The sequence below is a fragment of the Nonomuraea sp. NPDC050643 genome, from assembly GCF_040654715.1.
Classification (GTDB): Bacteria; Actinomycetota; Actinomycetes; order Streptosporangiales; family Streptosporangiaceae; genus Nonomuraea.
Genome location: NZ_JBFAIM010000005.1, coordinates 325,513 through 339,912, shown reverse-complemented (window position 1 = coordinate 339,912; position 14,400 = coordinate 325,513). Strand labels below are relative to the sequence as shown.

Below are 14,400 nucleotides of genomic sequence, written 5' to 3'. Positions count from 1 at the left end.
GCTGTATGTGATCTGGCACTGCTGGCAGGACGGCCTCGCCTACGACCCGGCCAAACACGGAGCCCTCCAGGCCCTCCTCAAACAAGATCAACCGGCGGTGGCTTGACACAGGGCTACTCATCCCTCGACGGGCGCCCCGGCGAAGCCACTGGCGACCGGGCGCACTTCGACGCCGCCGCCCTGCCGTGTGATGGGGTTGCGCCTGCCGATCTCCAGTGCGGCGTCGAGGTCGGGGGCCTCGATCACGTAGAAGCCGGCGATGACCTCCTTGGCGTCGAGGAAGGGGCCGTCCGTGATGACGTCGCCGCGGATCGTGGTGGCCGTGGTGCTGGGCCGCAGCGCGAACGCCGTGAGCATGGTGCCGCCGAGCGCCTCGACGTCCTCGCCGTGCCGGCCGTGCGCCTGGCGCTCCTCCTCGGTCAGGTCGTCGGCGTCGGCGGGGGCCGGGGCGAAGAGCAGGATCGCGTACTGGGCCATCGGATGCTTCCTTTCGGGTGGCGGTTCGTCCTCCACCCTTACGTCGGACGGCCGGCGCGAATTCGACAGCTCCCGCCAAGATTAGACATCGGGAGCTGACCTAGGCTGGTCGGATGCGGTACGGGCGGGCGGTGGAGCGGCTGCGGATGCTGGCCGCGGCGTGTGACCAGACCAGGCGGGTGCCGGCGGACCAGCCGTTCCTGCGCGCGGCGTACGTGTTCGGCGACCTGACGGCGGGGGCCGATCCGGTCGAGGCGATCGAAGTCGTCTTCGTGCTCAACCTGCCGCCCGAGGAGGTGTCCTGGGGCTCCCAGCCGCCCGGCACCGCGTGGCTGGTGGACTTCCTGGAGCTCGGCAAGGGCGGCGTGGCCTACTGGTGGCGCTCCCGGCAGGACCCCGTGGCGAACCACGTCATCCACGACCCGGTGCGGTTCTGGTCGCTGGACGGGCCCGACCAGGCCGTGCTCGACGCGCTCGCCGGGCGGCGCTTCGACCTGGTGCGCGGGATGGAGGCAGGGGAGGAGCCGGCCGAGGTCGCCGGGGAGCTGCGGACGGCGCTGGAGCATCTGCGCGCGGTGCACGGGGCGTACTGGGACCGGCGGTGGCGGCGGGAGCATCGCGGGATCGGCCGCTATCCGGAGCATCACCTGTGGGAGGCCGTGCAGGGGTACTTGGAGCTGCTCGACGCGAGCGAGGACGGGCCTGCGGGCTCAGTCGGCTCCCCGGATTCGTGACCGGAGGCCGCGCGCGGTGGTGCCGGAGACCACTGCCCGCCCTCGGCTCTCCACGACCCGGAAACCCGTGGTGCCGTGGTCGATGCACATCCAGGGGTTGTAGTGGTCGGAGGTGTGTGTGCCTGGAGGCGATCGGCGAGGGTGGCGCGGGCCGAGGAGGTGGCGGCTTCGGTGCTCGGTTTCGGGGTGGGATGGGGGGAAGTGGGGGAAAAGGTGGAATATTGGAGTAAACCGGGTGTGGGGGATAAGCGTCTAGGGTCTGACAATTGTCGTGCATTCCGGGTTATGGGATGAAACATTATGTCAGCAGATAAGGCTTAGTGTGGTCATTTGATTACTGCTGGTTATCGTCGCTTCAATGTGACCAATCCGTAGCCGTTCGCTATGACGACAGGCCGGATCAGTGCGGGCATCATGCCTATCGTGAGCGAGGGAAGCGTCGCCGACGCCAAAATTGGGGTAAGGCTCGCGTCGAGACTTCCGGCACGGACGGATGACTCCGACCTTAGGGAACTGACGAGCCTCGCCGTGCAGGGAGATCGCAGTGCGATCGAATCTCTGCTCGGGGAGTTGCGTCCGATGGTGGTGCGGTATTGCCGTGCCAGGCTGGGCAGGGTTTCAGGGCAATATCACATTGCCGATGACGTAGCCCAGGAGGTGTGCATCGCGGTGTTGTCCGCGCTGCCGCGATACCGGGACATGGGGCGGCCCTTCGCCTCCTTCGTGTTCGGGATCGCCTCGCACAAGGTGGCCGACGCGCTACGCAGTTCGGTGCGGTCGGCCGTACCGACTCAGGATCTGCCGGACGGGCCGGACGACGGGCCCGGGCCCGAGGAGACGGTCGTCCGCTACATCGAGGTGGAGCACGCACGGAGGTTGCTGGCCAGGCTGCCCGAGAATCAGCGCGAGTTGCTGCTGTTGCGGGTGGTGTCGGGCCTGTCGGCCGAGGAGACCGGTAATGTACTCGGTATGTCACCGGGTGCGGTCCGCGTCGCACAGCATCGAGCGCTGGCCAGGTTGCGGCAGATGGCGGAGCTGGAGTCCGCTTGACGCCAGAGGACGAGACCGACGCGCTGCTCGATGCGCTCGGTCGTGGAGAGACGTCCGGGTCAGGCGACCCGGCCGTGCGGTTGCTGGCCGCGTTGCTCGATGATGTCGGTCAGCGGCGCTCCTCCGTGTCGATGACGCCGTCGACGTAGCCTCTGGCGTAGTCCCAGCTGACGTAGTCTGCCGGGTCGGGGTGGAAGGCCGGCTCGTGCACCTGCGGCTGACCTTTCTCGATCATCTGTCGCAGGTTGCCGCGCAGCAGCTCCCAGTCGAAGAAGTGCTGCTCGCCACATTCCGGGCAGTCGAGCACGAGCCCCAGCACGCCCTGCGGTTCGAGCAGGGAGCGAAAGACCTCGACGTCGGCGAGGTCGGTGATGGCCTCGTCGCGTTCGGCGGCCGTGAGCGGCTCGGCGTCGTCGAGCGCGCCCATCGCAGAGGAAGGGTCGTTAGGGTCGTCCGCGAACGGATCGCGGGGGACGTCTTCCAGCACCTTCCCACCATATGACCGAAGCGGCCTCAGCGGTGGGGATTACCTCAGCCATCCACGCCTGGCGGCCTCCACACCTGCATGGAAGCGGGATTGAGCGCCCAACTCGGTCATGGCGTCGGCGAATCTGGCGCGGACGGTGCGTACGGACACGCCGAGCTGGCGGGCGATCGAGTCGTCGCACATTCCCTGCGCGGCCAGGCGCAACACCTGGATCATGCCGTCGCCCCTGCGGCCCCACGGAAGGGGCATGGCCCTGGCCCACAGCTCGTCGAAGAGCGACCTGAGCACGCCCACGACGACGGAGGTGCGCACCAGGTAGAAGTTGTACGCGTGGTCGGGCAGGTTGCCGCCCCAGTACGCGGGCAGGCCCGCCACGTCGGGGCCCGCGGTCATGAACCAGCTCGGCACCCGGTCGAGGGTGCGTACTTTGCCGCCCGTTTCGAGAAGCTGGGTGAGGTGGTCGCGGACGCCGGGCAGGACGAGGGTGGAGACCGGGACGATTGCCTGAACGGTGAGAAGGTTTCGTTTTTGCGCGTCAATCCATGGATCCGCAAATTTCCGGGCAAAGTCAGTCATGGTGCGTTCATCCGGAACGGCGGTCAGTAATTCCATGGGCGGCGATTGCACGGCTATGCCGAGCACGCTTTCGTACAGGACGTCCGCCCCGCTCGCCTTCTCCACCGTGAAAGGGCCGCTGCGGTAGTCGCGGCCGGCGTCGTAGTCGCGGATCAGGCCGCGAATGGAGCCGAGCGCCGAGTCGATCATGCGGCTCTCCTCGGCCAGCCGGTCGAGGCGTTCGGCGATGAGCCGGCCGAGCGCCGCGGCGGGGTGCCTGGCCAGGTATTGCCCGGACTGTTCGTCTATGACTCCCAGCTTGACGAGGTCGTCGAGCTGGCGGCCAACTTTGTCGACGGGATCGTCCATCGCCTGCGCCAGGTCGGAGCGGGAGGCGCTGTGCAGGCGCAGGACGGCCGAGTAGAGCGCCGTTTGGGCACGGTCGAGGCCCAGCGTCTCGAAGGGATCGGACACGGTTCGGGGCTCGTTGCGCATTATGTGCAGCTCCGTCGGGGGGACACGGGCGTGACGCGAGGATAACCCCGCATAACGCGTGTGTCCCTTCGTTGCGCCGACTTCTTGGGGCCGGCGTGCAACTTCGTGCAATTGCACGTTTTCACATTGCGATGTGCCGTTGAGTAACGCAGGCTTTACCTAGCGTCGGCATCCACCAAAGGGCGCGGTTGCCCGGCCATCAGGACGCGGAGGGGGGTTCGGTGGCGTGTAGCGCCGCCGTGCCCGGATGCCGGTGGCCGGGGGATGGGACGGATCACCGACCGTCCCATCCCCCGGCACTTTTCGATGCCGGGAGTACGACGGACCGTGGGGGTCATCGTGCTCCCGGCATCAGTGGGTGGCCGGCCAGGCCCTGCGGCCCGGAATTCCAGGCTTGGGGTTCCAGGCTTCGTCTCGCGGGGTATCGGTTCCCCGTCTCGCGAAAGCACCGGCCAGGCGTCTCACCGAGCACCGGCCGCGCGTCTCACGGAGTGAGGCCGTCAGACGGTGTTTTGGAGACAGGCCCTAGACTTAGCTGAATCAGCGCAACGGCAGGAGGGGGCCGCAGCATGTCCAAGTTCACCGAGATGGGTTTGACCTTCGACGATGTGCTGCTGGTGCCGGGATATTCAGACCTGCAACCAGGGGAGGCCGACACCCGCTCGCGCCTGTCCCGGGGCATCACCCTGTCCATCCCGCTGATCTCCGCGGCCATGGACACCGTGACCGAGGCCCGCATGGCGGTCGCCATGGCGCGGCAGGGCGGCATCGGCATCCTGCACCGCAATCTGTCGGTCGAGGAGCAGGCCCAGCAGGTGGATCTGGTCAAGCGGTCCGAGGCCGGCATGGTCACCAATCCCGTCACCTGCAGCCCCGACGACACGCTGGCCGACGTGGAGCGGTTGTGCGCCACGTACCGGATCTCCGGGGTGCCCGTGACCGATATGTCCGGCACGCTGGTCGGCATCGTGACGAACCGCGACATGCGCTTCGAGACCGACCACTCGCGGCCCGTGCGCGAGGTCATGACCAAGATGCCGCTGGTCACCGCGCCGGTGGGGGTCTCACGTGACGACGCCTTCGCCCTGCTCAGGCAGAACAAGATCGAGAAACTGCCGCTCGTCGACGGCGAGGGCCGGCTGAGCGGCCTGATCACGGTCAAGGACTTCACCAAGAGCGAGCAATATCCGCTGTCCACGAAGGACGCCGGTGGTCGGCTCGTCGTCGGGGCGGCCGTGGGCGTCGGCGGCGACGCGGAGGTGCGGGCCAAGGCCCTGATCGAGGCCGGGGTCGACGTCCTGGTGGTGGACGTGGCCCACGGTCACTCCAAGGGGCTGGCCGACATGATCGCCAAGGTCAAGGCCAACAGCAAGGTCGAGGTCATCGGCGGCAACATCGCGACCAGGGCCGGCGCCCAGATGCTGGTCGACGCGGGCGCCGACGCGGTCAAGGTGGGTGTGGGCCCGGGCTCCATCTGCACCACCCGGGTGGTGGCCGGGGTCGGTGCGCCGCAGGTCACGGCCATCCACGAGGCGTCGAAGGCGTGCGGCCCCGCCGGTGTGCCGGTGATCGGCGACGGCGGGCTGCAATACTCCGGCGACATCGTCAAGGCGATCGCCGCCGGCGCGGACGCGGTCATGCTGGGCTCGCTGCTCGCCGGGTGCGAGGAGTCGCCCGGTGAGCTGATCTTCATCAACGGCAAGCAGTTCAAGTCCTACCGGGGCATGGGGTCGCTGGGCGCCGTACGCAACCGCGAGCGCGGCGGCACCTCCTTCAGCAAGGACCGCTACGCCCAGGCGGACGTCGGCGGCGAGGACAAGTACATCCCCGAGGGCATCGAGGGCCAGGTGCCCTACCGAGGCCCGGTCGCGGCCGTCGCGCACCAGCTCATCGGCGGTCTGCGCCAGGGCATGTGGTACGCCGGCTGCCGCACGATCCCCCAGATGCACACCGACTGCGAGCTCATGCCGATCACGGCAGCGGGCCTCAAGGAGAGCCACCCCCACGACATCCAGATGACCGTGGAAGCTCCGAACTATCACAGAAGGTAAGTGTTGATGACTCAGCAGGTGGAGATCGGCCGGGGCAAGGCCGGGCGGCGAGCATACTCGCTGGACGAGATCGGCCTGGTGCCTTCGCGGCGCACCCGTGACCCGGAGGAGGTCTCGATCGCCTGGCAGATCGACGCCTACCGGTTCGAGTTGCCCGTGGTCGTCGCTCCCATGGACAGCGTGGTCTCGCCGGCCACCGCCATCGAGATCGGCCGGCTCGGCGGCCTGGCCCCGCTCGACCTCGAGGGGATCTGGACGCGCTACGAAGACCCGCTGCCGCTGCTGGAGGAGTGTGCCGTCCTCGACTCCGAGGCCGCCACCAAGCGGCTCCAGGAGATCTACGCGGCGCCGATCAAGGAAGAGCTGATCGGCCGGCGGATCGAGGAGATCCGGGCCTCCGGCGTGACCACCGCCGTCCGGCTGTCGCCGCAGCGCACGGTCCAATACCACAAGGCCGTGATCGACGCGGGCGTGGACATCTTCGTCATCCGCGGCACGACCGTCTCGGCCGAGCACGTGTCGGGCCGGGCCGAGCCGCTCAACCTCAAGCAGTTCATCTACGAGCTCGACGTGCCGGTCATCGTGGGCGGCTGCGCCACCTACACCGCGGCCCTGCACCTGATGCGCACCGGCGCGGCCGGCGTGCTGGTGGGCTTCGGCGGCGGCGCCTCGCACACCACGCGCAACGTGCTGGGTGTGGCGGTGCCGATGGCCACCGCGATCTCCGACGTGGCGGCGGCGCGGCGCGACTACATGGACGAGTCCGGCGGGCGCTACGTGCACGTGATCGCCGACGGTGGCATGGGCACCTCCGGCGACATCGCCAAGGCGATCGCCTGCGGGGCCGACGCCGTGATGGTGGGCTCGCCGCTGGCCCGCGCGGCCGAGGCGCCCGGTCACGGGTTCCACTGGGGCTCCGAGGCGCACCACCCCGATCTGCCGCGTGGGCGGCGGGTCGAGTTCGGGACGGTCGGGACGCTGGAGCAGATCCTGCACGGGCCGTCGAGCGTGGCCGACGGTTCGATGAACCTCATGGGCGCGCTGAAGCGGACCATGGCCTCGACCGGCTACTCCGACATCAAGGAGTTCCAGCGCGTCGAGGTCGTCGTCGCGCCGATCCAGCGCTGAAGCCGCTCTTTCGGCCGCCGTTCGCGGCGGCCGAAAGCATGTCGAAAGCATAGGGTTTCTGGCATGGAATCCCTTGAGGACAGGATCGCCCGGCTTGAGAAGCAGGTCGCCTACCTGCAGCGTCACCTCGGCATCGACCCCAGGATCATCGACTCCATTCCCGAGGGGTCGGCTCTGCCGCCGCAGTTCTACCAGGAGCTGCGCAACGGGAAGACCATCATGGCCATCAAGATCTACCGCAGGGTCACCGGGGCCTCGCTGCTCCACGCCAAGAACGCGGTGGAGGCCATGGAGCGGCAGATCAGAGCAGGCGAGTAGGTCGATGTGGACGTCCGGCGTTCGTGTAGGGGGTGACAGGCGGGGACTACGGTGAGGCGGTATGCCGGATGTCGAGCAGGTGTTCCGTGAAGAGTACGGCCGGGCGGTCGCCGTGCTCGTACGCGTCTTCGGCGACATCGACCTCGCCGAGGAGGCCGTGCAGGAGGCCTTCGCCGTCGCGGTGCGCCAGTGGCCGGAGTCGGGGCCGCCGCCGAGCCCGGCGGGCTGGATCATCACCACCGCCCGCAACCGGGCCATCGACCGCCTGCGCAGGGAGTCGGCGCGCAGCGACAAGCACGCGCAGGCCGCGCTCCTGTACGCCCCCGGCGAACCGCTGGAGGAGGGGCCCGTGCGTGACGACCGGCTCCGGCTGATCTTCACCTGCTGCCATCCGGCGCTGGCCACGCACGCGCAGGTGGCGCTCACACTGCGGTTGCTGGGCGGGCTCACGACCCCGGAGATCGCCCGCGCGTTCCTGGTGCCCGAGGCGACCATGGCGCAGCGGCTGGTCAGGGCCAAGAACAAGATCCGGGCCGCGCGGATCCCGTACCGGGTGCCGAGGGAGGCCGATCTGCCGGGCCGGCTGCGGGCCGTGCTGGCGGTGGTCTACCTGATCTTCAACGAGGGGTACACGGCCGGCTCCGGCGACCGGCTCGTCCGGGAGGACCTGTGCGCCGAGGCCATCAGGCTCGGGCGGCTGCTGGCCGCGCTCATGCCGGACGAGGCCGAGGTCATGGGGTTGCTGGCGCTGATGGTGCTCATCGAGTCGCGGCGCGCGGCCCGTACGGCGGAGGACGGGCTCGTGCCGCTGGCCGAGCAGGATCGCGGCCGGTGGGACCGCGGGCTGATCGAGGAGGGGCAGAGCCTGGTGAAGTGGTGCCTGCGGCGCGATCAGCCGGGGCCGTACCAGGTGCAGGCGGCCATCAACGCCGTGCACAGCGACGCCCCGAGCGCCGGGGAGACAGACTGGCGGCAGATCGTGCAGCTCTACGACCTGCTGCTGACGTTCGACCCGAGCCCGGTGGTGGCGCTGAACCGGGCGGTGGCCGTGGCCGAGGTGGAGGGACCGGCGGTGGCGCTGCGGCTGGTGGACGAGCTGGAGGTGGGCGGCTACTACCTGTTCCATGCCGTACGGGCGGATCTGCTGCGGCGGCTGGGGCGGACGGACGAGGCCGGGCCGGCGTACGAGGCGGCGATCGCACGGTCGGGCAACGAGGTGGAGCGGGAGTTCCTGCGGAGGAGGATGTGATGGCGGAGCGGCGCGTCTGCGTGGTCACCGGGGCCAACCGGAGCATCGGGCGTGAGGTGGCCAGGCGAATGGCGCTGGCCGGTGATCTCGTGGTGCTGAACGCGCTGACGAAGATGCTGGCCGCCGAGCTGCGCGGGGAGGGCATCCTGGTCAACGCGGTCTGCCCCGGCTGGGTGGCGACCGACATGGGCGGGCCCGGCGGGCGGCCGGTGGCCGACGGGGCCCGGAGCGTGCTGTGGGCGGCGAACCTGCCCGACGGCGGGCCCACCGGCGGGTTCTTCCGCGACGGCCGGCCCGTGCCGTGGTGATCACATCCTGATGGCTAACGGCTGTAGGTGAGCACGATGGTGCCGTTGCTGAAGGTGCGGCTGCCGGTCAGCGTGAACGTGGTGGGGGAGAACACGCCGTGGAAGGCCGGGATGCCCGCGCCCGCCACCACCGGGTAGCACTTGATGATCAGCTCGTCGATCTCGGGCAGGAGCTGGGCGGCCAGGTTGCCGCCGCCGCACAGGTAGATGTCCATGCCGTCCTCCTGCTTGAGGCGGCGCGCGAGCTCGAGGGGGTCGCCGGCGACCAGTTCCACGGCCGGGTCGTCGATGCTCTTGATGGTGCCGGAGACCACGTACTGCCTCAGGTGGGCGTACGGACTGGTGTAGCCCTCGGCCAGGCCGGGCTCGTAGGTGCCGCGGCCCATGACGACGGTGTCGAAGCGCTTGTTGGGCGCGTCGAAGCCGATCCGCTCGCGGACGGGGGTGGGGATGGTTTCGGGGTGTTCGTTGTTCAGGTGGGCCGCCATGTCATCGGCCACCGGGTAGAAGTCGACCTCTCCGCCGGGGCCCGCGATGTAGCCGTCGATCGAGGTGGCGACGTAGTAAACGAGCTTTCGCATACAATCAACTCCATTTGAAGTACTATGTTTGAAGTGATTTGACCGTAGTACTACAAATGGAGTGGTGTCAAGGTGGTCAGGCAGAATGTCGCCAGACGGGCGGCGCTGGTCGATGCCGCGATCGAGGTGCTGGCCAGGGAGGGAGCCCGCGGGCTGACGTTCAGGGCCGTGGACGCGCAGGCGGAGGTGCCCATCGGCACCGCCTCCAACTACTTCGCCAGTCGCGACGAGCTGTTCACCCAGGCCGGCGGGCGGATCTACGAGCGGCTGCAGCCCGACGCCGCCACGATCGCCGACAGCCTGACGGGGCCGCGCGACCGTGACCGGGTGACCGAGCTCATGCGGGAGGTGGTGGAGCGGGTCTCGTCGTTCAGGTCCGGCTATCTGGCCCTGCTGGAGCTACGGCTGGAGGCGACCAGACGGCCGGACCTGCGGGCCGTGCTGACCGAGCACATCCGGGGCGACGTGGACGCCAACATCCGCCATCACCTCGAGTCGGGCATGCCCGGCGACGCCACCGCCGTGGTGCTGCTCTACCTGGCCATGAACTGGCTGGTCGTCGAGCGGCTCACGCTGCCCGACGTCTTCGGGGAAGAGGAGGTCCACAGGCTGGTGGCCAGCGCCGTCGAGCGGTTGGTGCCCTGACCTGCGGCGCGTGCTGGAGACCGCCTCACCGCGTCCCTGGCAGCGCGGGATGCGCGGCCCGGCGCCTTCGAGCGACAGGCCGAACGGCTCCTGGCACCATTGAGCGCGTGACATCGGTGGCAGCGGGCGGCGGGGGCACGGCATGAGATTGGCGGGAGCGGGCGACAGGGAGGCCGTGGAGCGGCTGGTCCACGACGCCTACGAGCCGTGGATCGAGGTCATCGGCATGCGGCCGCTGCCGATGGAGGCCGACTACGCCGCGCTGATCGCCGCGGGCCGGGTGCACGTCACCGACGGACTCGAAGGGATCATCGTGCTCGTCCCCGAGGACGGCGTCCTGCTGGTGGAGAACGTCGCCGTACGCCCCGGCCTGCACGGCAAGGGCATCGGGCGGGCGCTGATGGCGTACGCGGAGGAGGAGGCGCGCCGGCTGGGACTGCCCGCGCTGCGCCTCTACACCAACGTCAAGATGGCCGCCAACATCGCCCTGTACGAGTCACTCGGCTATGTCGAGACCGGCCGCGAGGGCATCGAGGGCCGCGCGGCGGTGCTGATGCGCAAGCGGCTCAGCCCGTGAGCACGCCGAGCAGGTGCGTGACCTCCCGCGTCACCGCGTCCCTGCCCGCCTTGACGTATTTGCGCGGGTCAACGACACGCTGGTCGTGGCCCAGATAGTCGCGCACGGCGCCGGTGAACGCCTTGTTCAGGTGGGTCGCGATGTTGATCTTCTTCATGCCCTGCCGTACGGCCTCGCGCAGCACGTCGTCGGGCACCCCCGACGAGCCGTGCAGCACCAGCGGCACCGGCACGGCCGCCCGCAGCTCGGCGATCAGCTCCAGGTCCAGCACCGCGTCCTTGGTCGTCATGGCGTGCGAGGTGCCCACGGCCACGGCCAGGGCGTCCACGCCGGTCCGCGCCACGTAGTCCACCGCCTCGTGCGGCTTGGTACGGGCTCCCGGCGCGTGTACGCCGTCCTTGCCCCCGACCTCGCCCAGCTCGGCCTCCACCCACACGCCGCGCTCGTGGCACCAGGCCGCCACCTCGGCCGTGCCGGCGACGTTGTCCTCGTCGGGCAGGGCGGAGGCGTCGTACATGACCGAGCCCAGGCCCAGCGTCACCGCCTCCTCGACGAGCGCCCGGTCGGTGGCGTGGTCGAGATGGACGGCGACCGGCACCGCGGCCTGCCTGGCCACGGAGAGGGCGGCCAGCGCGATGGGCTCGAGCGAGCCGTGGTAGCGCACGCAGTTTTCGCTGATCTGCAGCACGACCGGCAGGTTCACGGCCTCGGCGCCGGTCACGATGGCGGTGGCGTGCTCGAGCTGGATCACGTTGAACGCGCCCACCCCTGCGGGCGACTGGCGGACGATGTCGCCGATGGTGGCGAGGGGCATGGGGTGCTCCTTACGTGATGACGATCTGAGGGTGGATGTCGGCGTAGACGTCTGGGTCGAACTCCCCGGCCACGGGCGTGGCCACGGCGGCGGCGCCCAGGGCCGCGGCCCGCCTGAGCCGGTCGGGCCACGGCGCCGACTCGACCAGCCCGAGCGCCAGCCCGGCCACCAGCGAGTCGCCCGCCCCGGTCGGGTTGCCCCGCACGGTGTACGGCATCCGCGCCCTGAACGTGCCCTCACCGGTGACGGCCAGCAGCCCGTCGGCGCCCATGGACACCACCACGGCCTCGGCGCCCTGCGCGCGCAGCTCCTGCGCGCCCTCGGCCGGGGTGCCGCCGGGCACGGCCCTGGCCAGCTCTTCGGCGTTGGGCTTGACGACCGAGGGGCGGCCCTTGGGGGCATGGCGCAGCGGCTCGCCGTCGGCGTCGACGATGGCCGGCACGCCCTGGGCCGCCGCGACGGCGGCCAGGGTGGCGTAGGTGTCGGCGGGGACGCCGCGCGGCAGGCTGCCCGAGATGACCACCGCCTTCGCCGTCGCCAGCAGCGCCTCATAGGTGGTCACGAAATTCCGGAGCTCGTCGGGCGTGACCTCGGGGCCGGGCTCGTTGAACAGCGCCGTCCGCCCGGCGGCCCCGGGCGTGTCGACGACCGTGAGCGTGGTGCGGGAGTCGGCGGCGACGGGCGACAGCGTGTGGCGCAGGCCCGCCGCGCGCAGGTCGTCCTGCACGGCCTGCCCGGTGGGCCCGCCGGCCAGGCCCGTGACCAGCACGTCGTGGCCGAGCGCCGCCAGCACCCTGGCCACGTTGACGCCCTTCCCACCCGCGCGCCTGTGCACCGCGCTGACCCGGTTGACGCCGTCCCAGTCGACGCCGGGCACCTGGTAGGTCACATCGAGAGCGAGGTTGAGCGTCACCGTGAGGATCATCAGGGCTCCGTGATCCAGACGCCGTCCTTCAGCACGCCGTCGACCTCCAGGGAATCGGAGAGCACCACCAGGTCGGCCGCCTTGCCGACGGCGATCGAGCCGATCCGGCCGGCCAGGCCCAGCACCCGCGCCGGGGTCAGCGAGGCCACCTGCACCGCGTCCGGCAGGGACATGCCCACCTCCTGGACGCCGCGCCGGAACGCCTCGTCCATGGTGAGCGTGGAGCCCGCGATCGAGCCGCCCTCGACCAGCCGGGCCACGCCGCCGTCGACCCGTACGCGCATGGAGCCCAGCAGGTAGTCGCCGTCGCCGAGGCCGGCGGCCGACATCGCGTCGGTGATCAGCACGGTCCTGCCGGGGCCCGCCACCTCGTACGCCAGCCGCAGCATGGCCGGATGCACGTGCACGCCGTCGTTGACCAGCTCGACCGTCACGCGCTCGTCGTCGAGCAGCGCCGCCACCGGCCCGGGGGCGCGGTGCCCGAGCGGCGGCATCGCGTTGTAGAGGTGCGTGGCCACGGTCGCGCCCGCCTCGATGCCCTCGATCGTCTGCTCGTAGTCGGCGTCGCTGTGCCCGATGGCCGCGATCACGCCCTCGGCCACGGCCATCCTGATCGTGTCGAGCGCCCCCGGCAGCTCGGCCGCGATCGTCACCATGCGAACGTGCCCGCGCCCGGCCTTGACCAGCCCCGCGAACTCCTGCGGCGACGGCTCGCGCAGCAGCGACGGGTCGTGCGCGCCACAGCGGGCCCTGGCGATGTAGGGGCCTTCGAAATGGATGCCCGCCAGCAGTCCCTCGTCGCACAGCTCGGCCAGCGCCGACGCCGCCCTGGTCAGCCCCTCGATCGAGTCGGTGACCAGGCTCGCCACGGTCGTCGTGGTGCCGTGGCGGCGGTGCAGCGCCACGGCGTCGCGCGCCTTGTCCTGCTCACCTGTGGGGAAGGACCCGCCGGCGCCGCCGTGGTTGTGGATGTCCACGAAGCCGGGCACGACGTGCCGCCCGCCCACGCTGAGGCCCGGACCTGGGGCGGATCCGTGGCCGACATGCGTGATGCGGCCGTCTTCAATGGTCAGCCACCCCTCGTGAACTCCTTCGGGGGTCACGATCCTGGCGTCGGCAAGAGTAAGGCTCATGAAGAAAGGATCACAGATCGCGTGAGGTGCATGGGCTCGTCAGGGTCGAGTCCGCGGGCGAAGGCCCGGGCGACGGCCACGCGCTGGGCGCGGATCAGCTCGGCCATCGGGTCGAGCCCGGTCTCGAAAAACGTGCCGCCGGTCTCCTCGACCTGCGCGCGCAGCCCCTCGGGCGCGGCGCCGAGCATCCACGTCACGCGCCCAGGGGCGGCGATGCTGATCGGGCCGTGCCGGTATTCCATCGCCGGGTACGCCTCCGTCCACGACCGGGACGCCTCGCGCATCTTGAGCGCGGCCTCCTGGGCCAGGCCGACCGACCAGCCGGCGCCGAGGAAGCTGAACTGCTCGGCCTCGACCAGCTCGGCGGGCAGCGGCGCGGCCACGGCCTGCTCGGCGTCGGCGATCGCCTGGGTCAGGTCCTCGCCCAGGGCGGCGCGGAGCATGGCGAGCTGCGTGGTGGCGAACCTGGTCTGCACGACCGAGCGCTCGTCGGCGTAGTCGAGCACGATGACCTCGTCGGCGGCCGTCATGATCGGTGTGTCGGGGTCGGCGGTGATGGCCGTGCTCTTCAGCGACGTCTTCCCCAGCAGCTCGAGGACCTCGGTCGTGGTGCCGGAGCGCGACAGGGCCAGCACGCGGTCGTAGCGGCGGCCGGAGGGGAACTCGGAGGCGGCGAACGCGTCGGTCTCCCCGTGCCCGGCCTGCTCGCGCAGGACCGCGTACGCCATCGCGACGAACCACGACGTGCCGCAGCCGACGACGGCCACCCGCTCGCCCTCGCGCGGCAGGGCGTCGGCGGGCACGTCGGCGACGGCGCGCCGCCAGCACGACGGCTGCGACGCGATCTCGGCCTCGGTGTGGGTGGTCACCACT

Annotated in this window: 17 protein-coding genes; 9 read left to right on the top strand and 8 right to left on the bottom strand. The window is 70.4% G+C overall.

Features of this window, described 5'->3' with window-relative positions; translation table 11 throughout:
• Positions 1-117: 117 nt before the first annotated feature.
• Positions 118-477, bottom strand: coding sequence for a YciI family protein (locus AB0I15_RS09355; protein WP_358092184.1), 360 nt, complete (start codon positions 475-477; stop codon positions 118-120).
• 113 nt (positions 478-590) lie between these two features.
• Between AB0I15_RS09355 and AB0I15_RS09350 the strand changes: the two genes are divergently transcribed.
• Both AB0I15_RS09350 and AB0I15_RS09345 read left to right on the top strand, forming a co-directional pair.
• The gene (locus AB0I15_RS09350; RefSeq protein ID WP_358092182.1) at positions 591-1,211 is read left to right on the top strand and encodes a hypothetical protein; all 621 of its coding nucleotides are present in this window, start codon (positions 591-593) and stop codon (positions 1,209-1,211) included.
• 414 nt (positions 1,212-1,625) lie between these two features.
• Positions 1,626-2,261 (top strand): sigma-70 family RNA polymerase sigma factor, encoded by a 636-nt coding sequence (locus tag AB0I15_RS09345; protein WP_132334441.1) that lies wholly within the window; start codon positions 1,626-1,628, stop codon positions 2,259-2,261.
• Positions 2,262-2,370: 109 nt separating this feature from the next.
• Here the strand turns inward: AB0I15_RS09345 and AB0I15_RS09340 are convergent, their stop codons facing one another.
• Positions 2,371-2,748: a DUF5319 domain-containing protein gene (locus AB0I15_RS09340; protein ID WP_358092180.1), complete on the bottom strand. Its 378-nt coding sequence runs from the start codon at positions 2,746-2,748 to the stop codon at positions 2,371-2,373.
• A 39-nt stretch (positions 2,749-2,787) separates the two neighbouring features.
• Positions 2,788-3,777, bottom strand: coding sequence for a helix-turn-helix transcriptional regulator (locus AB0I15_RS09335; RefSeq protein WP_358092178.1), 990 nt, complete (start codon positions 3,775-3,777; stop codon positions 2,788-2,790).
• Between the two features lie 590 nt (positions 3,778-4,367).
• Between AB0I15_RS09335 and guaB the strand changes: the two genes are divergently transcribed.
• From guaB to AB0I15_RS09310, 5 genes are all read left to right on the top strand, one after another.
• On the top strand, positions 4,368-5,849 hold the full coding sequence (guaB, locus tag AB0I15_RS09330) for an IMP dehydrogenase (protein ID WP_358092176.1): 1,482 nt from the start codon (positions 4,368-4,370) through the stop codon (positions 5,847-5,849).
• A gap of 6 nt (positions 5,850-5,855) precedes the next feature.
• Entirely contained in the window at positions 5,856-6,977 is a 1,122-nt protein-coding gene (locus tag AB0I15_RS09325) for a GuaB3 family IMP dehydrogenase-related protein (RefSeq protein WP_358092175.1), read from the top strand.
• A gap of 63 nt (positions 6,978-7,040) precedes the next feature.
• Complete coding sequence (locus AB0I15_RS09320; protein ID WP_358092174.1) at positions 7,041-7,295, top strand: hypothetical protein; 255 nt, start codon at positions 7,041-7,043, stop codon at positions 7,293-7,295.
• A gap of 61 nt (positions 7,296-7,356) precedes the next feature.
• Positions 7,357-8,544: an RNA polymerase sigma factor gene (locus AB0I15_RS09315; protein ID WP_358092172.1), complete on the top strand. Its 1,188-nt coding sequence runs from the start codon at positions 7,357-7,359 to the stop codon at positions 8,542-8,544.
• Positions 8,544-8,852: an SDR family oxidoreductase gene (locus AB0I15_RS09310; protein ID WP_358092170.1), complete on the top strand. Its 309-nt coding sequence runs from the start codon at positions 8,544-8,546 to the stop codon at positions 8,850-8,852. Before AB0I15_RS09315 ends, AB0I15_RS09310 begins: the two co-directional genes overlap by 1 nt.
• Positions 8,853-8,866: 14 nt before the next feature.
• Here AB0I15_RS09310 and AB0I15_RS09305 read toward each other — a convergent pair whose 3' ends face one another.
• Positions 8,867-9,433: a dihydrofolate reductase family protein gene (locus tag AB0I15_RS09305; RefSeq protein ID WP_358092168.1), complete on the bottom strand. Its 567-nt coding sequence runs from the start codon at positions 9,431-9,433 to the stop codon at positions 8,867-8,869.
• 72 nt (positions 9,434-9,505) lie between these two features.
• Here AB0I15_RS09305 and AB0I15_RS09300 point away from each other — a divergent pair, with 72 nt between their 5' ends.
• Entirely contained in the window at positions 9,506-10,078 is a 573-nt protein-coding gene (locus tag AB0I15_RS09300) for a TetR family transcriptional regulator (protein WP_358092166.1), read from the top strand.
• 142 nt (positions 10,079-10,220) lie between these two features.
• Positions 10,221-10,655, top strand: coding sequence for a GNAT family N-acetyltransferase (locus tag AB0I15_RS09295; protein ID WP_358092164.1), 435 nt, complete (start codon positions 10,221-10,223; stop codon positions 10,653-10,655).
• On the opposite strand, the gene AB0I15_RS09290 is transcribed toward AB0I15_RS09295, so the two are convergent.
• From AB0I15_RS09290 to AB0I15_RS09275, 4 genes are read right to left on the bottom strand one after another with little or no spacing between them, the layout of a single operon-like run.
• The gene (locus AB0I15_RS09290; protein ID WP_358092162.1) at positions 10,645-11,469 is read right to left on the bottom strand and encodes a class II fructose-bisphosphate aldolase; all 825 of its coding nucleotides are present in this window, start codon (positions 11,467-11,469) and stop codon (positions 10,645-10,647) included. The two genes, AB0I15_RS09295 and AB0I15_RS09290, sit on opposite strands and share 11 nt — an antisense overlap.
• A gap of 10 nt (positions 11,470-11,479) precedes the next feature.
• A complete protein-coding gene (locus AB0I15_RS09285; protein ID WP_358092160.1) occupies positions 11,480-12,394 on the bottom strand; it encodes a 1-phosphofructokinase family hexose kinase in 915 nt (304 codons plus the stop codon).
• Positions 12,394-13,527: an N-acetylglucosamine-6-phosphate deacetylase gene (gene nagA / locus AB0I15_RS09280; protein WP_358092159.1), complete on the bottom strand. Its 1,134-nt coding sequence runs from the start codon at positions 13,525-13,527 to the stop codon at positions 12,394-12,396. Before nagA ends, AB0I15_RS09285 begins: the two co-directional genes overlap by 1 nt.
• Positions 13,524-14,396, bottom strand: coding sequence for an SIS domain-containing protein (locus tag AB0I15_RS09275; protein ID WP_358092157.1), 873 nt, complete (start codon positions 14,394-14,396; stop codon positions 13,524-13,526). The genes nagA and AB0I15_RS09275 overlap by 4 nt, the downstream gene beginning before the upstream one ends.
• Between the last annotated feature and the right edge of the window lie 4 nt (positions 14,397-14,400).